This window comes from Enterobacter cloacae complex sp. 2024EL-00214 (genome assembly GCF_043945575.1).
Classification (GTDB): domain Bacteria; phylum Pseudomonadota; class Gammaproteobacteria; order Enterobacterales; family Enterobacteriaceae; genus Enterobacter; species Enterobacter cloacae_P.
In genome coordinates, this window is the sequence record NZ_JBIMRC010000012.1 from 1 (window position 1) to 24339 (window position 24339).

Annotated in this window: 27 protein-coding genes and 1 tRNA gene; 11 read left to right on the top strand and 17 right to left on the bottom strand. The window is 53.8% G+C overall.

From position 1 onward, the window contains the following. Nucleotides 1–46 precede the first annotated feature (46 nt). From ACHHZ6_RS14195 to aspA, 6 genes are all read right to left on the bottom strand, one after another. Nucleotides 47–122, bottom strand: a tRNA-Phe gene (locus ACHHZ6_RS14195). A gap of 173 nt (nt 123–295) precedes the next feature. Further along, complete coding sequence (locus ACHHZ6_RS14200) at nt 296–871, bottom strand: transcriptional regulator (RefSeq protein ID WP_182919282.1); 576 nt, start codon at nt 869–871, stop codon at nt 296–298. A 48-nt stretch (nt 872–919) separates the two neighbouring features. Beyond that, on the bottom strand, nt 920–2629 hold the full coding sequence (locus ACHHZ6_RS14205; protein ID WP_196390716.1) for a protein-disulfide reductase DsbD: 1710 nt from the start codon (nt 2627–2629) through the stop codon (nt 920–922). Beyond that, nucleotides 2605–2928 (bottom strand): divalent cation tolerance protein CutA, encoded by a 324-nt coding sequence (cutA, locus tag ACHHZ6_RS14210; protein WP_182273458.1) that lies wholly within the window; start codon nt 2926–2928, stop codon nt 2605–2607. Before cutA ends, ACHHZ6_RS14205 begins: the two co-directional genes overlap by 25 nt. A gap of 113 nt (nt 2929–3041) precedes the next feature. After that, entirely contained in the window at nt 3042–4343 is a 1302-nt protein-coding gene (locus ACHHZ6_RS14215) for an anaerobic C4-dicarboxylate transporter (protein ID WP_182273459.1), read from the bottom strand. Between the two features lie 116 nt (nt 4344–4459). Continuing rightward, on the bottom strand, nt 4460–5896 hold the full coding sequence (gene aspA, locus ACHHZ6_RS14220) for an aspartate ammonia-lyase (protein ID WP_182273460.1): 1437 nt from the start codon (nt 5894–5896) through the stop codon (nt 4460–4462). Between the two features lie 335 nt (nt 5897–6231). Between aspA and ACHHZ6_RS14225 the strand changes: the two genes are divergently transcribed. Then, on the top strand, nt 6232–6696 hold the full coding sequence (locus ACHHZ6_RS14225; RefSeq protein ID WP_182274609.1) for an FxsA family protein: 465 nt from the start codon (nt 6232–6234) through the stop codon (nt 6694–6696). 45 nt (nt 6697–6741) lie between these two features. Here the strand turns inward: ACHHZ6_RS14225 and yjeH are convergent, their stop codons facing one another. Then, nucleotides 6742–7980: an L-methionine/branched-chain amino acid transporter gene (gene yjeH, locus ACHHZ6_RS14230; protein WP_182273461.1), complete on the bottom strand. Its 1239-nt coding sequence runs from the start codon at nt 7978–7980 to the stop codon at nt 6742–6744. 178 nt (nt 7981–8158) lie between these two features. Between yjeH and ACHHZ6_RS14235 the strand changes: the two genes are divergently transcribed. Together ACHHZ6_RS14235 and groL are read left to right on the top strand one after the other, a co-directional pair. After that, nucleotides 8159–8452: a co-chaperone GroES gene (locus ACHHZ6_RS14235; protein WP_048971807.1), complete on the top strand. Its 294-nt coding sequence runs from the start codon at nt 8159–8161 to the stop codon at nt 8450–8452. A gap of 31 nt (nt 8453–8483) precedes the next feature. Next, nucleotides 8484–10127 (top strand): chaperonin GroEL, encoded by a 1644-nt coding sequence (gene groL / locus ACHHZ6_RS14240; protein ID WP_182273462.1) that lies wholly within the window; start codon nt 8484–8486, stop codon nt 10125–10127. Nucleotides 10128–10190: 63 nt separating this feature from the next. On the opposite strand, the gene ACHHZ6_RS14245 is transcribed toward groL, so the two are convergent. After that, complete coding sequence (locus ACHHZ6_RS14245) at nt 10191–10652, bottom strand: YjiG family protein (RefSeq protein ID WP_395122454.1); 462 nt, start codon at nt 10650–10652, stop codon at nt 10191–10193. Next, complete coding sequence (locus ACHHZ6_RS14250; RefSeq protein ID WP_395122455.1) at nt 10633–11310, bottom strand: nucleoside recognition domain-containing protein; 678 nt, start codon at nt 11308–11310, stop codon at nt 10633–10635. Before ACHHZ6_RS14250 ends, ACHHZ6_RS14245 begins: the two co-directional genes overlap by 20 nt. A gap of 243 nt (nt 11311–11553) precedes the next feature. Between ACHHZ6_RS14250 and ACHHZ6_RS14255 the strand changes: the two genes are divergently transcribed. Beyond that, nucleotides 11554–11907, top strand: coding sequence for a DUF4156 domain-containing protein (locus ACHHZ6_RS14255; protein ID WP_182273465.1), 354 nt, complete (start codon nt 11554–11556; stop codon nt 11905–11907). A gap of 42 nt (nt 11908–11949) precedes the next feature. On the opposite strand, the gene epmB is transcribed toward ACHHZ6_RS14255, so the two are convergent. Next, nucleotides 11950–12978: an EF-P beta-lysylation protein EpmB gene (epmB, locus tag ACHHZ6_RS14260; protein WP_182273466.1), complete on the bottom strand. Its 1029-nt coding sequence runs from the start codon at nt 12976–12978 to the stop codon at nt 11950–11952. A gap of 40 nt (nt 12979–13018) precedes the next feature. Here epmB and efp point away from each other — a divergent pair, with 40 nt between their 5' ends. The 3 genes from efp (at nt 13019) to ecnB (ending at nt 14030) form a co-directional block, all read left to right on the top strand. Continuing rightward, on the top strand, nt 13019–13585 hold the full coding sequence (efp, locus tag ACHHZ6_RS14265; protein WP_010427766.1) for an elongation factor P: 567 nt from the start codon (nt 13019–13021) through the stop codon (nt 13583–13585). A gap of 58 nt (nt 13586–13643) precedes the next feature. Continuing rightward, complete coding sequence (locus ACHHZ6_RS14270; RefSeq protein WP_182919993.1) at nt 13644–13775, top strand: entericidin A/B family lipoprotein; 132 nt, start codon at nt 13644–13646, stop codon at nt 13773–13775. A gap of 108 nt (nt 13776–13883) precedes the next feature. Next, on the top strand, nt 13884–14030 hold the full coding sequence (gene ecnB, locus ACHHZ6_RS14275) for a lipoprotein toxin entericidin B (RefSeq protein ID WP_182273467.1): 147 nt from the start codon (nt 13884–13886) through the stop codon (nt 14028–14030). A 35-nt stretch (nt 14031–14065) separates the two neighbouring features. On the opposite strand, the gene ACHHZ6_RS14280 is transcribed toward ecnB, so the two are convergent. After that, complete coding sequence (locus ACHHZ6_RS14280; RefSeq protein ID WP_182273468.1) at nt 14066–14665, bottom strand: LuxR C-terminal-related transcriptional regulator; 600 nt, start codon at nt 14663–14665, stop codon at nt 14066–14068. A 262-nt stretch (nt 14666–14927) separates the two neighbouring features. Between ACHHZ6_RS14280 and sugE the strand changes: the two genes are divergently transcribed. Next, nucleotides 14928–15245: a quaternary ammonium compound efflux SMR transporter SugE gene (gene sugE / locus ACHHZ6_RS14285; RefSeq protein ID WP_182273469.1), complete on the top strand. Its 318-nt coding sequence runs from the start codon at nt 14928–14930 to the stop codon at nt 15243–15245. On the opposite strand, the gene ACHHZ6_RS14290 is transcribed toward sugE, so the two are convergent. After that, on the bottom strand, nt 15242–15772 hold the full coding sequence (locus tag ACHHZ6_RS14290) for a lipocalin family protein (protein WP_182273470.1): 531 nt from the start codon (nt 15770–15772) through the stop codon (nt 15242–15244). The genes sugE and ACHHZ6_RS14290 overlap by 4 nt on opposite strands. 96 nt (nt 15773–15868) lie before the next feature. Further along, nucleotides 15869–17014, bottom strand: coding sequence for a CMY2/MIR/ACT/EC family class C beta-lactamase (gene ampC, locus ACHHZ6_RS14295; protein WP_182273471.1), 1146 nt, complete (start codon nt 17012–17014; stop codon nt 15869–15871). A 132-nt stretch (nt 17015–17146) separates the two neighbouring features. Here ampC and ampR point away from each other — a divergent pair, with 132 nt between their 5' ends. Then, nucleotides 17147–18022 (top strand): LysR family transcriptional regulator AmpR, encoded by an 876-nt coding sequence (gene ampR, locus ACHHZ6_RS14300; protein ID WP_182273472.1) that lies wholly within the window; start codon nt 17147–17149, stop codon nt 18020–18022. Between the two features lie 29 nt (nt 18023–18051). Here the strand turns inward: ampR and frdD are convergent, their stop codons facing one another. From frdD to frdA, 4 genes are read right to left on the bottom strand one after another with little or no spacing between them, the layout of a single operon-like run. After that, nucleotides 18052–18411 carry a fumarate reductase subunit FrdD gene (frdD, locus tag ACHHZ6_RS14305; protein ID WP_128312491.1) on the bottom strand — a complete coding sequence of 120 codons (360 nt, stop codon included), beginning with the start codon at nt 18409–18411 and terminating at the stop codon, nt 18052–18054. 10 nt (nt 18412–18421) lie between these two features. Continuing rightward, nucleotides 18422–18817: a fumarate reductase subunit FrdC gene (gene frdC / locus ACHHZ6_RS14310; RefSeq protein ID WP_182274611.1), complete on the bottom strand. Its 396-nt coding sequence runs from the start codon at nt 18815–18817 to the stop codon at nt 18422–18424. Nucleotides 18818–18827: 10 nt separating this feature from the next. Beyond that, nucleotides 18828–19562, bottom strand: coding sequence for a succinate dehydrogenase/fumarate reductase iron-sulfur subunit (locus tag ACHHZ6_RS14315; protein WP_182273473.1), 735 nt, complete (start codon nt 19560–19562; stop codon nt 18828–18830). After that, nucleotides 19555–21345 (bottom strand): fumarate reductase (quinol) flavoprotein subunit, encoded by a 1791-nt coding sequence (gene frdA, locus ACHHZ6_RS14320; RefSeq protein WP_182273474.1) that lies wholly within the window; start codon nt 21343–21345, stop codon nt 19555–19557. Before frdA ends, ACHHZ6_RS14315 begins: the two co-directional genes overlap by 8 nt. Before the next feature lie 310 nt (nt 21346–21655). Between frdA and epmA the strand changes: the two genes are divergently transcribed. Both epmA and yjeM read left to right on the top strand, forming a co-directional pair. Next, the gene (epmA, locus tag ACHHZ6_RS14325; protein WP_182273475.1) at nt 21656–22633 is read left to right on the top strand and encodes an elongation factor P--(R)-beta-lysine ligase; all 978 of its coding nucleotides are present in this window, start codon (nt 21656–21658) and stop codon (nt 22631–22633) included. A gap of 199 nt (nt 22634–22832) precedes the next feature. After that, a complete protein-coding gene (gene yjeM / locus ACHHZ6_RS14330; protein ID WP_182273476.1) occupies nt 22833–24332 on the top strand; it encodes a glutamate/gamma-aminobutyrate family transporter YjeM in 1500 nt (499 codons plus the stop codon). The last annotated feature ends 7 nt before the right edge of the window (nt 24333–24339 follow it).

The window sequence follows — 24339 nt, forward strand, 5'->3', positions numbered from 1 at the left end:
TGACTCAAAAAGCAAAACCCCCGCCGAAGCGAGGGTTATAAATGAGTGGTGCCCGGACTCGGAATCGAACCAAGGACACGGGGATTTTCAATCCCCTGCTCTACCGACTGAGCTATCCGGGCAACGGAGCGCATTAAACCGCAATCGAGCATGGCCGTCAACATTATTTCGGGAAAAACGGTTCAACTGCTTAAGTTTGCGGCAATTTGTCGGTTTGTGCGTCGAAATTGCATAAATCGTTCAGACCGAGCCCGTGTTAAGTGGTTCCTGATGATATCCGTTGCACGTCCCTGAATCAGGTCAGTGCGCCACCCATACGACACTGGGCAAAACGCAGTATGTCTTCAGCCAGACGGTGCGCGGTATCCACATCGGCCTGGCTACGGTTCACCAGCATGCGGCTCAGGCAACCTTCCAGCACCAGTTCCATCTGTTTCGCCACCATCGCCGGGTCATCCACTTCAAGCATGGTCAGCAGCTCGTGGGTAAAATCATGCGCCGCACGTTTTTGCTGATCTGCTAACTGGTGGATCGGATGGCTGGGGTCGGGGAAGAACGTACAGGCAGCGATAAAAAGGCAGCCTGGATAGCGGTTGTTGCTCACACATTCGGTCAGCGCAGTATAGCGTGCCAGCAGCTTTTGTTCCGCAGTCAGTTCTTCATTCAGCATCAACTGTCTGCGCCAGACATCAACCTGTTGGCTGAGATGGCGCAGGGCATCATAAAGCAGCGCTTCTTTATCGGGCCAGAAGCGCTTTAGCTCATTCAGAGGGTAATCGATACGGTCGGCTACCATCTCAAGCGTGGTGCTGGCGATCCCTTGAATCTCAAGTAATTGCAGGGCTTGTCCCAGTACGTCTTCACGTTGCACGGTTTTCTCCTCCGCTATTCCCAACGGTTGTCCCGTTTAAAGTGTTGTTTATGGTTGGTGATCGCGCAAATGTGCGCTGAATGCCGCCGCATCCATAAACCCGGTTACACGCTGCATCGGCTGCTCTTCACCTTGTTCATTGAAGAATAAGATAGTGGGCAGCCCAAGCACATTAAGTTGCTTCAGCAGGGTCTTATCCTGCGCGCTGTTTGCTGTAACGTCCACCTGAAGCAGAACCGTTTCTTTCAGCGCGTTTTGCACCTGTGGGTCGCTAAAGGTGTATTTTTCAAACTCTTTACAGGCCACACACCAGTCAGCATAGAGATCGAGCATAACCGGTTTACCTTTAGCCTGCGCCAGGGCACTGTTAAGTTCGTCTACGTTCTTAATCTGCGTGAAGTTCAGGTGTGCCTGCGTTTGCGTAGCCGGAGCGCCAAATGCCCAGTCCTGAAGTGGGCGCACGCTCACCAGTGCAGCCGCGAGCAGCAGGATTTGCACCAGGCGCATCCACGGTTTTTTTGCCCCCAGGCTAACGATAAACGCCCAGGCAAAGAATGCGACGCCAAGCATCGCCCACAGACGAATGCCCCAGACGTCACCAATGATGCGCTCCAGCAGGAACACCGGCAGCGCCAGAATGACAAAACCAAACGCGGTTTTCACCGTCTCCATCCACGGGCCACTCTTCGGCAGCAGACGGTTACCAAATACCGTCATCATGATCAGCGGCAGACCCATGCCCAGTGCATACAGATACAACGTACCACCGCCAAGCCACATATTGCCGCTCTGAGCGATGTACAACAAGATAGCGCTGAGTGGTGCGGTTGTGCAGGGGGAGCAAATCAACCCGGCAATGGCACCCATCGCAAATACGCCACCTGCCGATCCGCCTTGCTGACGGTTGCTCATCAGCGTTAAGCGGGTTTGCAGGGAGGAGGGCAACTGCAGGGTGAACAGACCAAACATCGACAGGGCCAGCAGAATAAACACGACTGACAGGCCGATGAGCACATAAGGGTGTTGCAGCGCTGCCTGGAACTGTAGCCCGGCAGCAGCGACCACGAGACCAAGTGCCGTGTAGGTCAATGCCATACCCTGCACGTAAATAAAGGCCAGCAGCAGCGCACGGGCGGTGGAAAGACGTTGCTTACCGCCAAGCACAATACCGGAAATCAGCGGGTACATTGGCAGCACACACGGCGTAAAGGCGATGCCAATGCCAATCAGTAAGGCCCAGAGTGCGGAGAAGGGGAGGTCTGAAGTGGTTTCGCCTTCTCCCCTCACACTGACCCTCTCCCCGGAGGGGCGCGGGGAAACGTCAGTGACAGTTTTCACTTCGCTCAGCGGAACAATCTTCGTTTCCGGTGGATAGCAGAAGCCAGCGTCGGCGCAGCCCTGATATGTGACGGTCAGCGTGGCCCCTTTCCCGGCCTGATTAACCGTGACGGGTACGCTTAAGTGCTGGCGATAAATTTCACTTTTGCCATAAAACTCGTCTTCATGCCACTCGCCTGCGGGCATCTGCAATGCACCCACGTTTGCCTGAGCCGGCGTGATGCTAACTTGCTTGCGATAGAGGTAATAACCCTCTTTCACCTGCCAGGTGAGGTTGAGGTCATGCTGGTTCTGTTGAAAGTCGAAAACGAATGCCTGGTCGGCAGGGATAAAATTCGAGCGGCCGGGTGTGTCAAACAACCCGGCAAAAACTGACGTGCTGCAGAGCAGCAGGATCAGCGTAAAGAAGCGTTGAGCCATGAGAGATAATCGTTATCGCCGTGGGCCACTGGCAGTACCAGCAGTTCCGGGGTTTGATAGGGATGATGAGATTTGAGGCAGTCCAGGAGCGCCTGCTGGTTTGTCAGATTGGTTTTTAGCAGCATCTGGACTTCGTATTCCTGCTCCAGTTTCCCTTCCCAGTAGTACAGAGAGGTGGCTCCTGGGAGGAGTGTAACGCAGGCTGCCAGTTTTTCGGCCAGCACTTTGGCGGCGAGATCCTGGGCAGAGGCTTCATCAGGGGCGGTACAAAGTACAACAACAGCATCAGGCGTGTTCACAGGTCGACCTCCTCATCACGAAAGTCTTCACTATATCACGCAAGGCGATTGCTCATTAATGAATCGGGCCGCAGAGCGGCCCGATTTTAACTATTTTTACAACTCCCCGGCGTTTACAGCACAACGCCGCCGATGATAAAGCCGAGAATGACGCAAAGGGTGATCGCGACGACGCCCGGGATCAGGAATGCGTGGTTAAACACGTACTTACCGATACGGGTAGAGCCGGTATCATCCATCTCAACCGCTGCCAGCAGGGTTGGGTAGGTTGGCAGCACGAACAGTGCAGAAACCGCTGCAAATGAGGCAATCGCCGTCAGAGGAGTCACACCCAGCATCAGTGCCGCAGGCATCAGCGCTTTGGTGGTGGCTGCCTGGGAGTAAAGCAGGGTGGCGGCAAAGAACAGCACCACAGCCAGCAGCCACGGGTAATTGTGCAGCAGGTCACCCGCAACGGTCTGGATATCGCTGATGTGTGCTTTCACGAAGGTATCACCGAGCCAGGCCACGCCCAGTACGCACACGCAGGCGCTCATACCGGATTTGAAGGTGCTGGCATTCAGCACTTCACTGGTGTCGATTTTACAGGTGATGCTGATAAGTGTTGCGATCGTCAGCATGAACACCACGATTGCTTCGTTACGTGGCAGTACCGGGTTCTGGATCAGACCCACGGTGTCACTGATGGCGGTCGCGTAGAACATCACCGCGACAATACCGATCAGGAACAGCAGCACGGAACGTTTTGCGTGTGGCTTCAGCTTGAAGACCTGGCTGCCACGCAGTTTCACTTCACCTTTTGCCAGACGTTCCTGGTAAACCGGATCGTCTTTCAACTCAGCGCCGAGGAAGTTGCACAGCACGGCAGTGATCATGACGGCAATCAGCGTCACCGGAATACAGATTGCCAGCAGCGTCAGGTAGCTCACACCCATCGGTTCAAGGATACCGGCGAAGAAGACCACGGCGGCAGAAATGGGTGATGCGGTGATCGCAATCTGGGACGCGACCACGGCGATAGAGAGCGGACGAGATGGGCGAATACCCTGCTCTTTCGCCACTTCAGTGATCACCGGCAGCGTAGAGAACGCGGTGTGGCCAGTACCGGCGAGAATGGTCATAAACCAGGTCACCAGCGGGGCAAGGAAAGTGATGTATTTTGGATGGCGGCGCAACATACGCTCCGCCAGGCTCACCAGGTAGTCCATACCGCCTGCCACCTGCATGGCTGCGATAGCGGCAATGACCGCCATGATGATTTCGATGACGTCAAAAGGAATTGCGCCGGGTTTGATTTGAAAGATAAGGGTAAGAACGAGCACCCCGAGACCACCAGCAAAACCGATGCCGATACCCCCGAGTCTTGCTCCCAAATAAATCGCCAACAAGACGATGACGAGTTCTGCTCCAAACATAAGGACCTGCCTTGTTTATTAACAAGTTGATATTGAATTGTTGTATTTTGGTAACGCCTAAAAAGAAAAAAGGCACGTCACAAGTGACGTGCCTTTCGCAAGCTTAGCCTGAACTGTTACTGTTCGCTTTCATCGGTATAACGTTTCGCTTTATAGGCCGGGTGCATCAGGTTTTGCGCCGAGAAAATATCGTCCAGCTCGGCTTCGGTCAACAGCCCACGCTCCAGTACCACTTCACGCACGCTCTTACCGGTTTCGGCACAAATCTTACCGACGATGTCGCCGTTATGGTGGCCGATGAACGGGTTGAGATAGGTGACGATCCCGATGGAGTTATACACATAGCCTTCACACACGGATTTGTTCGCGGTAATGCCGTTAATGCATTTTTCCAGCAGGTTGTAGCAGGCATTAGTCAGGATGTGGATAGATTCAAACATCGCCTGGCCAATGACAGGCTCCATCACGTTCAGCTGCAGCTGACCCGCTTCAGAGGCCATTGTCACGGTGGTGTCGTTACCGATGACTTTAAAGCAGACCTGGTTCACGACTTCTGGCACCACCGGGTTAACTTTCGCTGGCATGATGGACGAACCCGCCTGCAGTTCTGGCAGGTTGATTTCGTTCAGGCCAGCGCGTGGGCCGGAGGAGAGCAGGCGTAGGTCGTTACAGATTTTGGACAGTTTCACCGCCAGACGTTTCAGGGCGCTGTGTACCATGACGTATGCGCCGCAGTCAGAGGTGGCTTCAATCAGGTCTTCAGCAGGCGTAACCGGCAGGTTAGAGACTTCAGCCAGTTTCTGTACGGCCAGTTGCTGATAGCCATCCGGCGTATTCAGTCGTGTGCCGATGGCGGTTGCCCCCAGGTTCACTTCCAGCAGCAGCTCGGAGGTGCGCAGCAGGTTTTTGGTCTCTTCGTTCAGCAGAACGTTAAACGCGTGGAACTCCTGGCCGAGGGTCATTGGCACCGCATCCTGCAGCTGGGTACGACCCATTTTCAGGATATCCTGGAACTCAACCGCTTTACGCTGGAAGCCATCGCCCAGTTGATTAATCGCGTCGACCAGTTTCACCACAGAGGCATACACTGCGATGCGGAAGCCGGTTGGGTAGGCATCGTTGGTAGACTGACATTTGTTAACGTGGTCGTTCGGGTTCAGGTACTGGTATTCACCTTTCTGGTGACCCATCAGCTCCAGGCCAATGTTTGCCAGCACTTCGTTAGTATTCATGTTGACGGAGGTACCCGCGCCGCCCTGATAGACGTCAACCGGGAACTGATCCATGCATTTTCCATTGTTCAGCACTTCATCGCACGCGGCGATAATCGCATTTGCAGCGCTTTTTGGAATGGTTTGCAGCTCTTTGTTTGCCAGTGCTGCCGCTTTCTTCACCATAACCATGCCACGTACAAATTCAGGGATGTCACTGATTTTGCTATTGCTGATGTAGAAGTTTTCAATCGCTCTCAGAGTGTGAACACCATAGTAGGCATCCGCTGGAACTTCCCTGGTACCCAACAAATCTTCTTCGATACGAATGTTGTTTAACATGTGAACCTTCTTTTCAAGCTGCCGATGGATTGTACTAAACACACAGTATATATGTGGTTTTGAATATTTTCTGACCGACGATTATTCCCTCAATCAGCCAGATGCTCGAGATCATATGCTGATGATAGCGAATTGCCGTAAGCTGGATCACTTATTATCGTCTCGAATGCATGATAATTATTAATCTGTGAAATGAGTCACCGCTTTAATATTTCCAGAAAAAATATCCGTGCAAACCGATTGAATTTTGGCTAACCGTCTCCATCTCTTACAGACGCGTTTCGCGAACACATTCAGACAGGGGCCAGATGGCACCTGCCATACAGGAGATGCCAGTGCGCTGGGTACCGTTTATTGCTTTCTTTCTCTATGTTTACATTGAGATTTCAATTTTCATCCAGGTTGCCCATGTGTTGGGTGTCCTGCTGACACTGATTCTGGTGATCTTCACCTCTGTCATCGGCGTGTCGCTGGTGCGCAACCAGGGTTTCAAAAATTTCCTGTTAATGCAGCAAAAGATGGCTGCAGGCGAAAGCCCGGCTGCCGAGATGATCAAAAGCGTGTCGCTGATTATTGCGGGCCTGCTGCTGATCCTGCCGGGGTTCTTTACTGACTTCCTCGGTCTGTTGCTGCTGTTGCCGCCGGTGCAAAAGCACCTGACCATGAAGTTGCTGCCACACCTGCGTTTCAGCCGCATGCCGGGTGGTGGGTTCAGTACAGGGCCAGGGGATACGTTTGAAGGGGAGTATCAGCGTAAGGACGAGCAGAACGACCGTTTAGATCACAAAGACGATCGTTAAGCTGATTTTGCCCGGTGGTGTTGCACCTGCCGGGCCTACAACACCTTAAACCACACTGCGCTTCGGTAAGAACAGCCACAGTCCCGTCAGCATAATAATGGCGTACAAACTCTTCCATCCCACCATCGCCAGCAGTAGCAGACACAGCACACCCCCTATGACTGCCAGCGCTTTAAAACGCCCCTTTAGCAGACGACAGCCCGCCAGCATGCACAGCAGATAGATCATGATGAAGATGCCGTTGGCGTAGACAATCAGCGCATCCAGATTGATGTTCAGCCCGTAAATACACAGCGTGCTCAGCACGCAGCAGCCGAGTACGGTATTCAATGCATTTAACGGGAGCTGACGTTTTGACAGGCGAGCAAGGCGGCTTTGCGGTTTATATTGCGCCTGAGACCACACCAGACGGGCAAAGCTCTGAATATAGATATTGAGGCTGGCAAAACAGGCCAGATAGCCGATGACGCAGGCGACCCATAGTGCTTTCACGCCAAACAGCGCAACCACGATGCCCGGCAGCGATGCGGCGGCGGCTTTATCCGCCCCGAACGCGTTGAAGTGCAACACCAGCACGGTACAGGCCCAGTAAACCGTGCCTGCCAGCAGCAGGCCAATCATCAAGGCTCGGGGAAAATCACGTTCCGGCTGCTTAAACTCGGATGCCAGGTGAGCGAACGCTTCCAGACCGACAAAACACCAGAACATTACCGAAAGTGCGGCGAACAGCTGGGAATGATCGACATCCGTGATAGCCGGGAAAGGGATCTCTGCCAGGGAGATATCACCCGCCCACCAGATGGCGGCAATGAGTGCGACGATCAGCACCGCGACCAGCGTTTGCAGGTTGGCGCTGGAACTGGCTCCGCGTGAGCCGACCCACCAGACAATTGCCAGCGTGCCCAGTTCGGCCAGCAGCAGTTGTTCGTTATGCCAGCCGAAGAGTGCCTGCCCAAAGCCCGTCGCGATATGCAATGCCGCAGGCAGGCCGACCGGGATCACAGAAAGAAATAGCCAGCCGGTAACGCGTTCCAGACGCGGGCCAAATGCCATGCCGACAAAGTGTGCAACACCGCCTGCGCTGGGAAAATGTCGCCCGAGCACGGCAAAGACAATCGCTACCGGAAACACCAGCACAATCAGTACCGGCCATGCCCACAGGCTGTTATTTCCGGCCACCAGTGCCGCCAGCGCGGGTACTGCAAACACGCCCGTGCCTAACAAGGAGGTTGAGAGCAGGCCAATGCCCTGTGCCAGCCCCAACTCCTGCTTGAGTCCACTCATTTACATCGTCCTGCCACCATCAAAAGAGAAGCGATGGTAACACTTTCGCAAATTTTTTTTCGACTCCCCCTTGAAGGGGGAAAAAGCTATCCCCATCTCTCAGAGCACTAGCCGGAAAACCGCATGCGGATCGGCGTCATCCATAACTGATAAAGACTTTCTCAAAGGAGAGCTATCAATGAGTATTCGTCCGTTACATGATCGTGTGATCGTCAAACGTAAAGAAGTTGAAACCAAGTCTGCTGGCGGCATCGTTCTGACCGGTTCTGCAGCAGCCAAATCAACGCGTGGCGAAATCATCGCTGTCGGTAAGGGCCGCATTCTGGAAAACGGAACTGTGCAGCCACTGGACGTTAAAGTTGGTGACATCGTCATTTTCAACGATGGCTACGGCGTGAAATCCGAGAAGATCGACAATGAAGACGTGTTGATCATGTCCGAGAGCGACATTCTGGCAATTGTTGAAGCGTAATTTACGCACGAGAATTTGAGGAAATAAGAACATGGCAGCTAAAGACGTAAAATTCGGTAACGACGCTCGTGTAAAAATGCTCCGCGGCGTAAACGTACTGGCAGATGCAGTTAAAGTAACCCTGGGCCCGAAAGGCCGTAACGTAGTGCTGGACAAATCCTTCGGCGCGCCAACCATCACGAAAGATGGTGTTTCTGTAGCACGTGAAATCGAGCTGGAAGACAAGTTCGAAAACATGGGCGCGCAGATGGTGAAAGAAGTGGCCTCTAAAGCGAACGACGCTGCAGGCGACGGTACCACCACCGCGACCGTGCTGGCTCAGGCTATCATCACCGAAGGTCTGAAAGCCGTTGCTGCGGGCATGAACCCAATGGATCTGAAACGTGGTATCGACAAAGCTGTCGCGTCCGCTGTTGAAGAACTGAAAGCGCTGTCCGTACCGTGCTCTGACTCTAAAGCCATTGCTCAGGTAGGTACCATCTCCGCTAACTCCGACGAAACCGTAGGTAAACTGATCGCGGAAGCGATGGATAAAGTCGGTAAAGAAGGCGTGATCACCGTTGAAGACGGTACCGGTCTGGAAGACGAACTGGACGTGGTTGAAGGTATGCAGTTCGACCGCGGTTACCTGTCCCCATACTTCATCAACAAGCCAGAAACTGGCGCTGTTGAGCTGGAAAGCCCGTTCATCCTGCTGGCTGACAAGAAAATCTCCAACATCCGCGAAATGCTGCCAGTGCTGGAAGCCGTTGCGAAAGCAGGCAAACCGCTGGTTATCATTGCTGAAGACGTTGAAGGCGAGGCGCTGGCGACCCTGGTGGTTAACACCATGCGTGGCATCGTGAAAGTGGCTGCGGTTAAAGCACCTGGCTTCGGCGACCGCCGTAAAGCGATGCTGCAGGATATCGCTACCCTGACCGGCGGTACCGTCATCTCTGAAGAGATCGGTATGGAGCTGGAAAAAGCGACCCTGGAAGACCTGGGCCAGGCTAAACGTGTTGTGATCAACAAAGACACCACCACCATCATCGATGGCGTGGGCGACGAAGCGGCGATTCAGGGCCGTGTTGGTCAGATCCGTAAGCAGATCGAAGAAGCCACTTCCGATTACGACCGTGAAAAACTGCAGGAGCGCGTAGCGAAACTGGCAGGCGGTGTTGCGGTAATCAAAGTCGGTGCTGCGACTGAAGTTGAAATGAAAGAGAAAAAAGCACGCGTTGACGATGCCCTGCACGCGACCCGTGCTGCGGTAGAAGAAGGCGTGGTTGCTGGTGGTGGTGTGGCGCTGGTGCGTGTTGCCGCGAAACTGTCCGGCCTGACTGCTCAGAACGAAGATCAGAACGTGGGTATCAAAGTTGCGCTGCGCGCAATGGAAGCTCCACTGCGTCAGATCGTGTCCAACGCCGGTGAAGAGCCATCTGTTGTGACCAACAACGTGAAAGCAGGCGAAGGTAACTACGGTTACAACGCAGCAACTGAAGAATACGGCAACATGATCGACTTCGGTATCCTGGATCCAACCAAAGTGACCCGTTCTGCTCTGCAGTACGCGGCATCTGTCGCTGGCCTGATGATCACCACCGAGTGCATGGTGACCGACCTGCCTAAAGGCGACGCACCTGACTTAGGTGCTGCAGGCATGGGTGGCATGGGCGGTATGGGCGGCATGATGTAATCATGTTGTTCTGCGTCTTGCGGAAATAAAGAAGCCCCCGGCAGAAATGCCGGGGGCTTTCTTTTAGAAGAGTAATTGCATCACCCAAAGTGAAAGCAGGGCGTTAATCACGCAGATAGTAATGATGTGTGGATAGTATTTAGGGTTCACGCCTGCAGTGCCGAGGCAACGGCCAGTGTTTTGCACTGGATTACCCATCAAATAAATCGCAGGCAGGAGAATAGTCGCATCATGGCCGTTAAGCGTACTGGTGGCAACCAGGCTCGCACAGACGCCGACGCCACCTCCCATGCTCATGACTGCTGCCAGCAGAACGGTAGCGGCTTCGCCGGGCAATCCCCAAATCGCCATAATGGGGGCGCACACCTTGCCGACAATATCCAAAAGCCCCGTAACTTTCAGTGCCTGAATAATGACAAAGGCCATCACGACATTAGGCAGCAGGCTGGTGGTGGCAATGGTAAACCCACGGCGGGCTCCATCGATAAACATATCCATGATGTTTTTACGCACGTGTGCTGTCACTTTGTGGCTCCTTTAGCTGTCGGTTTTCAATCCGGGCAATCCACAGGCGTAAAAAATTGGCACCGATAAACTTAAAAATAAGGATAACGACCAGGGGAGTAATCACCGGAACCGTGATACTGGTAAACAGTGCAGTACCTGATGAGAAGTAATTGGTAATAATGGCGCTGCCGCTGGTCTGGAAGGTGGCGAAAATAGCCCTCTCCCTGTCGGTGATCGTGCCGTCATCCGCCATTTCTTTCGTCATCCCGGCAGCGGCATCGGTGTTTTGCAGGTTGGCGATCAGCGCCAGAGAGCAAATACCAGGGATACCCAGCAGGGGTTTGAGGATCGGCGTCATCAGCTGTTGTGCTGCGCGAAGACCGCCCAACCCTTCGGTTACGGCAATAATACCCAGAGATAAAATGACCGATGGGGCGAGCTCTAAGGCAAAAAGAAAGCCATCCTTTGCACCTGTGCCACCAATACCGCGAAAAGAGGCGGGGGTTGCCGCGACCCCATTGACCTGACCAAACGTGCCGTTCAGTACGGTAAAATCAAACACTCGCCACCATTCGGTGGTTTTCGAGAACAAACCGGAAAAGAAAATAATGGTGATAATGAAAACGAGATACCCCGACCATGTTACTTTTCTCTGGCTGTGGGGGGGATTGCTCATGCTGCCTCCTTATGAATTTATCCCTGGGGCGCAGGAAAATACGCCAATGGAGTGCTACTTAGAGCAAAAAAAGCCGTAAAAGACGATACCGATACGGCTATTATCAGAATCTATTTAGGGACGTAACGCTTTCTCGCGGGGATGTCGCAGATAATGACCGGTGGTTTTTCTTTTGGTCATCTTTTTAGTATAAGATTTACACACGGACAACTACTGTCCAGCTTATTGAAAACGAGGAATAACATGCGCGTAAAAGTCTGTGCAGGGATCGTAGGGGCAGCATTGCTGCTGGCGGGTTGTAGCTCCAGCAATGAGCTGTCGGCCGCGGGTCAGGGTGTTCGCTTTGTGGAAGATAAGCCGGGCAGCGAATGCCAGTTTTTAGGCACGGCAAGCGGTGAGCAAAGCAACTGGATGTCGGGCCAACACGGCGAAGAAGGTGGCTCTATGCGTGGTGCGGCAAACGCCCTGCGTAACCAGGCTGCGGCAATGGGTGGTAACGTGATTTACGGTGTGAGCAGCCCAACGCAGGGTATGCTGTCCAGCTTCGTGCCAACGGCCAGCCAGATGAATGGCCAGGTGTATAAGTGCCCGAACTGATTGTCTTTTTCCCTCTCCCCTGTGGGGAGAGGGTGAGGGAAACTAGCTCTGCCGCAGTTGCAAATCCAGTGGTGTCTTACTCGGCTCACCGCCAATTTCACGTGCCAGCTTTGGCACCATATAGCCAGAAACCAGCGTTAACAGTTCGCGCATAATCTGCCGGGCTTCTTCATCCGTGACCATGAAATGCGCCGCACCCTGCACGCGATCCAGCACGTGCAGGTAATAAGGCATCACACCTGCATCAAACAAGGCATTGCTCAGGTTGGCCAGCACGTGGGCACTATCATTCACACCGCGCAGCAACACGCTCTGGTTCAACAGCGTCACACCCGCTTTACGCAGACGCGCCATTGCGGAACGGAACGCTTCGTCGATTTCGTTCGCGTGGTTGATATGGTTTACCAGCAGTACCTGCAAACGAGACTGTTCAACGCGCGACACCAGCCCGTCAGTAATACGTGCCGGGATCACGACCGGCAGGCGGCTGTGAATACGCAGGCGTTTAATGTGCGGGATAGCTTCAAGCTGGGTCAGCAACCAGTCCAGCTCATGATCTTTTGCCATCAGCGGATCGCCACCGGAAAAAATAATCTCATCCAGCTCTGAATGGGCCGCAATGTAATCCAGCGCAACCTGCCAGTTGCGTTTATTGCCCTGATTTTCGGCGTACGGGAAGTGTCGACGGAAGCAATAACGACAATTTACCGCACAACCGCCTTTCACCAGCAGCAGCGCGCGGTTGAGGTATTTGTGCAGTAAACCGGGCACCACGCTGTTCTGCTCTTCCAGCGGATCGGTGCTGTAACCCGGTGCAGTCACAAACTCATCCTGTGAGGTAAGTGTTTGTTTTAATAGCGGGTCATCAGGATTGCCTTTCTCCATGCGGGCAACAAATGCGCGGGGAACGCGCAGGGCAAAGAGCCGCTTCGCCTCACGGCCTGCAAGCAACTCTTGATGCTGATCGAGGTCTAAAAGACGCAGCAATTCATCAGGACTGGTGATTACATCGGCAAGTTGCGATAACCAATCTTCTCTGGACGGGGTGTTTAGGGTTACAATATGCGCCATTTTGTGGCTTAGCTACCAGTTAACAAATTTAGAGGGCCTTATGGCAACGTACTATAGCAACGATTTTCGTGCTGGTCTTAAAATCATGATGGACGGCGAACCGTATGCGGTTGAAGCCAGCGAATTCGTTAAACCAGGTAAAGGCCAGGCATTCGCACGCGTTAAGCTGCGCCGCCTGCTGACTGGCACCCGTGTTGAGAAAACCTTCAAGTCTACTGACTCTGCTGAAGGCGCTGATGTTGTTGATATGAACCTGACCTATCTGTACAACGACGGTGAGTTCTATCATTTCATGAACAACTCGACTTTCGAACAGCTGTCTGCTGATGAGAAAGCAGTAGGCGACAGCGCTAAATGGCTGCTGGATCAGGCTGAGTGCATCGTGACCCTGTGGAACGGCCAGCCTATCGCTGTGACCCCACCAAACTTCGTAGAGCTGGAAATCGTTGAAACCGATCCAGGCCTGAAAGGTGACACCGCAGGTACCGGCGGTAAGCCAGCCAAACTGTCTACCGGTGCAGTGGTTAAAGTTCCACTGTTCGTACAGACTGGCGAAGTGATCAAAGTGGATACCCGCTCCGGCGAATACGTGTCCCGCGTGAAGTAATTCATGTAAATGACGTAAGGCGCAGTGTCCGCTGCGCCTGATTTTTCAGGCAGGGATGATGAAACGTACCGTTAAAATTCTGCTTCTGTTAGCGCTTTCTGGCGCACTCCTTTCTGGCTGTAATACTGCCCGTGGCGTCGGTGAAGATGTCCAGGATCTGGGGCATATCATCTCTCACGCCGCCAGCTGATTACGTCCAATTTTCTGAAAACCGTATTCCTTTCCGTCAACTAACGGGATTTTGTCTATCCTTAAATGGCTATACACAACATCACGTTGGCGATAAAAGGACGACATTATGGTTAAAAAGACAATTGCAGCGATCTTTTCTGTTCTGGTGCTTTCATCAGTTTTAACCGCCTGTAATACCGCGCGTGGCGTCGGTCAGGATATTTCTGAAGGTGGTAGCGCAATCTCTGGTGCGGCAACCAAAGCTCAGCAGTAATCATAAACGGTACGGGACTAACGGGTGCCGTACCGTCAGCTTTCTGCTTCCTGCAGAGCTAAAAACGGTGAGAAACGCGTATCCATATGCAGCTTCATGCGGATATTCCGTTTATAGGTATACACCGTTTTTCCATTGATACTCAGGTGGCTGGCAATTTTCTGATTGCTTGCGCCGTCCATCCACAATGTCAGCACCTTCTCCTCCTGGCGGGTCAGCAGAGGGGCGGCAACTTGCGGTATTTCAAAGCTTGCACAGGATGTTAAGGCGTCGTTGATCACCACAGCCAGCTCCTCAAGGTCGGCGTTTTTCAACAACGAAGACCATACCGGGAACTGTGCCAGGTATCCCGCCATTTCCTGTTCTTCACCCGACTGCAGTAAAATAAAGGGTAACGTTTTACTGGCATGCAGCAGAGAAGAGAGTTGCTGAAAATGATGAAGATCCTGCCGGAAACCGTGCAGATCGGCGATAACCAGCGTCGGTTTCCATTGCAGGATGTGCTCTCTGGCGAGGATGAGGTTATTCAGCCCGGTCACGACGAAATGGCCAGGGAATAAACCGGAATGATTGAGCCACGCTTCAAACCCTGCGCGGGTGAAGTGACACCGGTCAATCAAAAGAATTTTGAACATATTGTATTCGCAGTCGGCTAGTGGTTTGGCTTCCTGCCATCAGAAAGCACACCATCATAGGGAAGTCGGATGAGTGGTAAATGCCGGAACTACGCGGCATACTGAGGCTATTTCTTGCCTTAACCCGTTCAGCACAAAAGTATTGAAAAAAAATCGCACGCTAACCAAAATATGCGGCGTAATCTCTGCCTTACGGGACGACCCGTAAGCGCTTTACTCACCGGGGACGGCCCCAACTTACCTTTAAGTTAAGGAGCCTGATATGTCCTGGATTATTCTTGTTATTGCCGGTCTGCTCGAAGTGGTATGGGCGATAGGCCTGAAGTACACCCACGGTTTTACCCGCCTGACACCCAGCGTGATTACTCTTACTGCGATGATTGTGAGCATTGTCCTGCTGTCGTGGGCTATGCGCTCCCTGCCAGTGGGGACGGCTTATGCCGTCTGGACGGGAATTGGTGCCGTAGGCGCAGCCATCACCGGCATTCTGCTGCTGGGGGAGTCAGCGAGTCTGGCGCGCATCGCCAGCCTCGCCCTGATTGTGGCGGGTATTATTGGGCTGAAGCTCAGCGCACATTAATGCGGCTGTTCAACCCAGATAAGTTTTGAGACATCAAAACCTTGCCGGGTCGCGACGTCCAGCATCTGCTGTTTCATTTCTGGTGAAAGGGTCGGGGTGCGGGAGAGTATCCACAGATAATCGCGATCCGGCCCGCAAACCAGCGCATGGCGGTATTCTCTGTCGAGCGCTATCACGTTATATCCGCCGTAGAACGGGCCAAAGAATGAGACTTTCAGCGCGGCCCGGTGCGGGTCGCCGGTAAAGTACGCCTGACCAATTGACTGCTGCCATATCCCCCGTTCCGGGTTGTAACCACGGTTGATGACCTGAATACCGCCATCATCCATTGGGCTGTAATTGGCTGTGACTTTCTCTAAGCCCCGTTCGAACCGATGATCAAAACGGGCGATTTCATACCATGTGCCGAGGAACCGTTGCGCGTCGAAATTACTGACGACGGTGACACCGGGAGGCGGAGTAGGGGAACTGCAGGCAACCACTAAAAACGCGGCTGTCACTGCGGCGATAACAGGCAGAATGCGCATAGTTGTTTCCTTACTGTTTTTTGTTAAGTGTAGATTACAGCAAGGAAAATGTAGGGGTTTTGCCGGGTAATAAGCATAGCGCCACCCGGCAATGTTTTACTGCAGAGAACTTAAGATACGGTAAGCCGCTTCAACGCGCGCCGGATTTGGGTAGCTCTTATTCGCCAGCATCACGATGCCGAGCTGCTTTTCCGGAATAAAGGCCACATAGCTGCCGAACCCGCCCGTCGACCCCGTTTTATGTACCCAGGAGGCTTTCACTGCAGGTGCTGCCGGGTGAATTTCCACGGCAGGCAGTGGAGCCAGTGCCACGTTATTGTCGCTGCCATCAACAACGGTTTTGGCATCTACCGGCCAGTTGAGCATCTCCCAGCCGAGTCCCTGATACATTGCACCGACTCGCCAGTAGCGCGACTGTGCAAGAGCGATCCCTTGTTTCAGGGAAGTATCTGATACGGCATCAGATGACATATTGGCCATCACCCAGCGCGCCATATCTTTAATGCTGGTTTTAACGCCATAAGCTTCGGCGTCCAGCATTCCCGGCGAAACGTGAACCGCTTTACCGTCACGATATCCCCACGCGTAGTGCTGTTCTTCTGCTTCTGGAACATGAATCCAGGTATGCGTGAGCTTCAGGGGTTTAAAGACCCGCTCTGTCATCGCCTGTTCAAAGTTCATGCCGGAAGGTTTAACCGCCAGTGCGCCAAACAGACCGATGCTGGCGTTCGCATAAAGGCGGGTTGTGCCCGGTTTCCACTGTGGCTGCCAGGTCTGGTAAAAGCGCAGCAGCGACGCATTGTCAGTAACCTCATCCGGTACCTGCAACGGCAGGCCACCGGCGGTATAGGTCGCCAGATCCAGCAGGCGAATGTCCTGCCACTGCTTGCCCGTCAGTTCAGGCCAGTATTTTGTTACCGGATCGGTCAGCGAAATCTCACCGCGGGCAATCGCATCACCACCCAGCACGCCAGTGAAGGTTTTGCTGACTGAACCTAATTCGAATAAGGTCTGTGCTGTGACGGGCTTGTTTGCCGCGACATCGGCTTTACCAAAGGTGAAATAGTAAGGTTTACCCTGATAAATCACCGCGACGGCCATCCCTGGAATGGCCTGCGCTTTCATCAGGGGGGTAACGGTTTGTTCAACGGTGTCAGCAAGCTGTTTTTCTGACAGGGTTGCCGCCAGGGCGGAACACGAGAGGCCGAGCAGAAGCGCACAGCAAAGGGTTTTTTTCATCATCAGATATCTTCCGTAATAGCGAGTCAATGGGGATGTCCTGGCCGTCAGACAAGCGTAGTCTGTTGGATTTGACTGTGTCTGACAAACGGTTAAATTTAGCATTAGCTGTTAATTTTTCTAACGGAAAGACCGATGACACGTAGCTATCTCCCTCTCAATTCGCTTCGGGCCTTCGAGGCCGCCGCAAGACATCTCAGTTTTACTAATGCTGCAATCGAGCTGAATGTGACCCATTCTGCTATCAGCCAGCACGTTAAGACGCTGGAGCACCACCTTAACTGCCAGCTGTTTGTTCGCGTTTCGCGTGGGCTGATGCTGACCACGGAAGGGGAGAATTTGCTGCCGGTACTGAACGATTCGTTCGATCGTATTGCCGGTATGCTGGATCGTTTTGCCAGCCACCGGGCTCAGGAGAAGCTGAAAATTGGCGTAGTGGGGACTTTTGCCACGGGGGTTTTATTCTCGCAGCTTGATGATTTTCGCCGCTGTTATCCGCATATCGACCTGCAGCTTTCCACTCATAACAACCGTGTCGACCCGGCAGCCGAAGGGCTTGATTACACAATCCGTTACGGCGGAGGGGCGTGGCACGGCACGGAGGCTACGTTTCTTTGCCATGCGCCGCTGGCTCCGCTTTGTTCACCTGACATTGCCGTGGGGCTACACACCCCGGCCGACATCCTGAAATTTACTCTGTTGCGCTCCTATCGGCGTGACGAGTGGTCAGCGTGGATGCAGGCTGCGGGAGAACATCCACCGTCACCAACGCATCGGGTGATGGTATTTGATTCGTCTGTCACCATGCTGGAAGCGGCACAGACAGGTGTGGGGGTAGCCATCGCACCTGTCAGTATGTTTACCCATCTGTTGAATAGCGAGCGCATTGTACAGCCGTTTGCGACGCAGATTGATCTGGGAAGTTACTGGCTGACAAGGCTGCAGTCACGGGCAGAAACGCCTGCAATGCGCGAGTTTACACAGTGGCTGGTGGGGAAAATGCAGAAATGACAGGCCCGCCGGAGGGCGGGCCTGGTGAATCAGATGGTGATCACAGCAATCAGCGTTACCACGGTCAGGATAGTTGCCAGACCGTAGAACACCCATTTACCGCTTGGCACATGGATTTTCAGGTCATGCATCGCGTGGTGAATGCGGTGCAGGCCACACCACAGCGGCAGGACGATCATCAGGAAGATGAACACACGGCCAATAAAGCTGCCCGCAAACGCCAGCACGCGCTCATAGCTCAGCGCATCTCCCGGGAACAGCCCCAGCGGCAGCATAATGCCGACCAGCAGGATGATTACCGGTGCAATGATGGCACTCCACATGCCGCCTGCGCCAAACAGACCCCAGAAGACTGGCTCATCAGAACGTTTTGGATTTGGATTGATCACAGTAGTCTCCTTACCAGAACAGTGCGACAAACAGAATGACCACGGTGGCAATGGCCGTCACTGCCCAAAGCCCTTTAATGACTGGCTCTGGTCCCATTTTCTCGCCTTTAACGATGATGTTCGCCGCTTTGGGTGCCAGTTCAAACCAGGTTTTGGTATGAAGCAGCGCCGCCGCGAGGACGATCAGGTTCAGGATCACAATGACAGGGTTTTGCAGGAACCCGACAAAACTGGCCCAGGTTTCAGGGCCATGTTTGAGGGCAAACACACCGTACATCAGCTCAAGGCTGAACCAGACCGCGGGCACTGCAGTGCCCTCACGCAGCATATAGAAGCGATAAAACGGCAGTTTCTTCCACCAGGTGGACGGCATTGGCCGCACATAGGCTTTGCGTTTAGTCGTCATCATGCACTCCTTAGCGTGGTTTCAGGGTTGCGATAAGAAAGTCTTTCGAGCTTTCCACTTTACCCTGCTGAATAGCGGCGGCCGGGTCGACGTGCTTCGGACATACTTCGGAGCAGAAACCCACAAAGGTGCAGCTCCAGACGCCGTTCTGGCTGTTAAGCTGCGCCATACGTTCTTTTTTACCGTGGTCGCGGCTGTCCTCGTTGTAACGGTGCGCCAGAGTAATAGCGGCCGGGCCGATGAACTCAGGGTTCAGACCAAACTGTGGACAGGCGGCGTAACACAGGCCGCAGTTGATGCAGCCGGAGAACTGATGGTATTTCGCCATCTGTGCAGGCGTCTGGGTATTTGGCCCCTGATCCGGCGTGCGCGGGTTGCCAATGATGTACGGCTTAATGGCTTCCAGGCTTTCGATAAAGTGGGTCATATCGACCACCAGATCGCGCTCGATCGGGAAGTTGCCCAGTGCTTCAACCTTGATGCCCTTGGTGTATTCGCGCAGGAAGGTTTTGCAGGCAAGCTTAGGCACTTTGTTGACCATCATGCCGCAGGAGCCGCAGATTGCCATACGGCAGGACCAGCGGTAGCTCAGGTCTGGTGCCAGGTTGTCTTTAATGTAACCGAGCGCATCCAGCAGAGAGGTTTGCTCGTCATAAGGGACTTCATAGAAAGCGCTGTGCGGTGCGGAGTCCACTTCCGGGTTGTAGCGCACCACTTCAACTTTCAGTTTTTGCATCTCAGCCATTCGCCGTCTCCTTCTTCTCGGCTGCTTCTGCTTCTGCACCGTACACGCGTTTAGCCGGTGGCAGCGTGGTGATCTTCACGTCGCTGTAGTCCAGGCGAGTCGTGCCATCCGCGTCGCGCCAGGCGAGGGTGTGTTTCAGGAAATTGACGTCATCACGTTCGGTGCAACCTTCATCCAGACGCTGGTGCGCCCCGCGCGACTCTTTACGTGCCAGGGCAGAGTGCGCCATACATTCCGCTACGTTCAGGCCGTGACCCAGTTCGATGGTATAAAGCAGGTCGGTATTGAACACGCTGGAAGTATCGGTGATGCGCACGCGTTTGAAGCGTTCCTGCAGTTCCGCCAGTTTGTCGACGGTTTTTTGCATCAACTCTGGTGTACGGTAGATACCACAGCCTTCTTCCATCGACATGCCCATCTCGTCGCGGATTTTCGACCAGTTTTCGTTACCTTCCTGATTGACCAGATCTTTCAGACGTTTTTCGACGTCTGCGACCTGGGCATCCAGCGCGGCGCTGTTGGCTTCGCCCACGGTTGCTGCACGCTCCATTGCGCGTTCACCCGCCATGCGGCCAAAGACGACCAGTTCGGCCAGTGAGTTAGACCCCAGACGGTTTGCGCCGTGCAGGCCGACAGAGGAACACTCGCCCACGGCGAACAATCCTTTGATGCGCGTTTCACACTGCTGGTCGGTTTCGATACCGCCCATCGTGTAGTGCGCGGTTGGACGCACCGGAATCGGCTCTTTCACCGGATCGACACCCACGTAAGCTTTCGCCAGTTCGCAGATGAACGGCAGACGCTCCAGCAGTTTCTTCTCGCCCAGGTGGCGCAGGTCAAGATAGACCACATCGCCGCGTGGCGTAGAAATGGTGTTGCCTTTACGCCACTCGTGCCAGAAGGCCTGAGAGACTTTGTCGCGTGGGCCGAGTTCCATGTATTTGTTTTTCGGCTCGCCGAGCGGGGTTTCCGGGCCCATGCCGTAATCCTGCAGGTAGCGGTAGCCATTTTTGTTGACCAGAATACCGCCTTCACCGCGGCAGCCTTCCGTCATCAGAATGCCAGAGCCCGGCAGGCCGGTTGGGTGGTACTGCACGAATTCCATATCGCGCAGCGGCACGCCGTGGCTCAGCGCCATGCCCATGCCGTCACCGGTGACGATACCGCCGTTGGTGTTATAGCGGTAAACACGACCCGCGCCACCCGTTGCCATCACCACCGCATTGGCGCGGATCTGGACAAGGGTGCCTTCCATCATGTTCATCGCGACCAGACCACGCGCCTGGCCGTCATCAACCAGAATGTCGAGAACGAAATGTTCGTCAAAGCGTTGGATCTGGGGGAACTGAAGGGATGTCTGGAACAGGGTGTGCAGCATGTGGAAGCCGGTCTTATCGGCGGCAAACCAGGTGCGTTCAATTTTCATCCCGCCAAAACGGCGAACGTTGACGCTGCCGTCCGGGCGGCGACTCCACGGGCATCCCCACTGTTCAAGCTGGGTCATTTCCGTTGGACAATGGTGCACGAAGTAGTCAACGACATCCTGTTCGCAAAGCCAGTCGCCCCCTGCAACCGTGTCGTGGAAATGGTATTCGAAGCTGTCATGATCCTGCGCAACGGCGGCGGATCCTCCCTCTGCGGCAACCGTGTGGCTGCGCATCGGGTAGACTTTTGAAATCAGTGCGATTTTAGCGTTCGGATTAGCTTGTGCTGCAGCAATCGCAGCACGTAATCCAGCACCGCCAGCGCCTATTACGGCAAGATCGGCTTGAAAAGTTTGCACGACATTCCTCCAGATTTTTGTTATTTCGCAATGCGATGAACTAAAGGTAGTTCAACTGTCCGAAGAGACGATTGCGAAAGCGTTTCCACTGCTCCTTTATGGGTAAAACAGTATAACCGTGTGGATGTGAGGGAAATTTGACGTGTTCGATTTTTTTGCTGTTCTGTGCGGTGATTTATCATTGCGATTGATGGAATGGGTCACATAATTTTTCTCCTAAATGAAATCGCACCTTTAGCTGTGCAAAATTTGTCTCTGTCCCCGCTAACGAGTAGACTTCGTGCCCTTGTCTGAAATCGGAGAAAAACTCATGAGCGAAACGGCCACCTGGCAGCCGAGCGCATCCATCCCTAACCTGTTAAAACGCGCTGCAATTATGGCGGAGATCCGTCGTTTCTTTGCCGATCGCGGAGTCCTGGAGGTGGAAACGCCGTGCATGAGTCAGGCAACGGTAACGGATATTCATCTGGTCCCGTTTGAAACCCGTTTTGTTGGTCCTGGTCACTCCCAGGGGATGAATCTGTATCTGATGACCAGCCCGGAATACCACATGAAGCGCCTGCTGGCAGCGGGTTGTGGCCCGGTGTATCAGCTGTGCCGCAGCTTCCGTAATGAAGAGATGGGGCGTCACCATAATCCGGAATTCACCATGCTGGAGTGGTACCGTCCGCATTACGATATGTACCGCCTGATGAACGAGGTGGACGACCTGCTGCAGCAGGTACTGGATTGCTCAGAAGCGGAAACGCTTTCATATCAGCAGGCGTTCCAGCGTTATCTTGAAATCGATCCGCTATCTGCGGACAAAACCCAGCTGCGCGAAGTGGCGGCAAAACTGGATCTGAGCAACGTGGCGGATACGGAAGAAGACCGCGATACGCTGCTGCAGTTACTGTTCACTTTTGGCGTTGAACCGCAGATTGGCAAAGACAGGCCGGCTTTTGTTTATCACTTCCCGGCAAGCCAGGCCTCGCTGGCGCAGATTAGCACGGAAGATCACCGCGTGGCGGAGCGTTTTGAGGTCTATTACAAAGGCATTGAGCTGGCGAACGGTTTCCATGAGCTGACCGACGCGCGCGAACAACAGCAGCGCTTTGAGCAGGATAACCGCAAGCGTGGCGCGCGGGGGTTACCGCAGCAGCCGATCGACACTAACCTGCTTGACGCCTTACAGGCTGGTCTGCCGGATTGCTCCGGCGTGGCGCTGGGCGTTGACCGTCTGGTGATGCTGGCGCTGGGTGCGGAACAACTGGGCGATGTGATTGCGTTTACGGTTGACCGCGCTTAACGAAATGCCGGGTGGCGCTGTCGCTTACCCGGCCTATATCCCCCTCTGGCAATAATCCTTTCCATTTCCGCATGACAACATGAAAAACTGCCACTTTCTCTATACACAGGTTAATTTCTTAATTTGCCCGGCATAGCCACAATATTTGTCTGGTCATCTGCTACCATCCGCGGAGCTTAATACTTCTTCGGATGGTTCTATGTCTCACTCACTCAAAAAAATGACCCTCACCGGGCTCATCCTGATGATTTTTACGTCGGTCTTTGGCTTTGCCAACAGCCCGTCGGCTTTCTACCTGATGGGTTACAGCGCGACGCCGTTCTATATCGTCTCGGCGCTGTTCTTCTTTATTCCGTTTGCGCTGATGATGGCGGAAATGGGCTCGGCCTACCGGAAAGAAGAGGGTGGGATCTATTCGTGGATGAATAACAGCGTCGGCCCGCGCTATGCATTTATCGGCACGTTTATGTGGTTCTCCTCTTACGTTGTCTGGATGGTCAGCACGGCAGCGAAAGTCTGGGTACCCTTTTCCACATTTTTGTTCGGGGCAGATAAAACGCAGGTCTGGTCTCTGGCAGGTCTGAGCTCCACGCAGGTGGTGGGTATTCTGGCAGTCTGCTGGATGGTCGTCGTTACGCTGGTGGCCTCGAAAGGGATCAACAAAATTGCCCGCATCACTGCTGTGGGCGGTATTGCGGTCATGTGTCTGAACCTGGTGCTGCTGCTGGTCAGTATCGCGATTCTCTGTCTGAACGGTGGGCACTTTGCACAGGAGGTGAATTTTGTGTCGTCACCAAATCCTGGCTATCAGTCCGGCCTTGCCATGCTCTCTTTCGTGGTGTTTGCCATCTTTGCCTACGGTGGTATTGAGGCGGTGGGCGGCCTGGTCGACAAAACCGAAAACCCGGAAAAGAACTTTGCCAAAGGGATCATCTTCGCGGCGATTGTTATCTCCATCGGCTACTCGCTGGCGATTTTCCTGTGGGGCGTCAGCACCAACTGGCAGCAGGTGTTGAGTAACAACACCACTAATCTGGGTAACATCACCTATGTGCTGATGAAGAGTCTTGGCATGACGCTGGGGCAGGCCATGCACCTGACGCCGGACGCAGCGACAACGATGGGAGTCTGGTTTGCGCGCATTACCGGGCTGTCGATGTTCCTCGCCTATACGGGGGCCTTCTTCACGCTGATTTACTCTCCGCTGAAAGCCATTATTCAGGGCACGCCAAAAGCGCTGTGGCCCGCGCGTATGACACAGCTCAACACCACCGGGATGCCAGCCAACGCGATGTGGATGCAGTGCCTGCTGGTATGTGTGTTTATTCTGCTGGTGTCATTTGGCGGGGATACCGCCTCGGCGTTTTATAACAAGCTGACTCTGATGGCGAATGTGTCAATGACGCTGCCTTATCTTTTCCTGACGCTGGCGTTCCCGTTCTTTAAAGCAAAGCAGGATCTGGAACGTCCGTTTGTGATTTTCAAAACCCGTGCGGCTACGCTGCTGGCTACCACGGTAGTGGTGCTGGTGGTGGCGTTCGCTAACATTTTTACGATTATTCAGCCGGTGATTGAGGCGAATGACTGGAACAGCGCGCTGTGGATGGTAGGTGGCCCAATCTTCTTCTCTCTGCTGGCGATGGGGATTTATGAGAATTACCGTCGCCGCTCAACGGTCTATATCGCGGAAACGGTGTAGTGGTTTA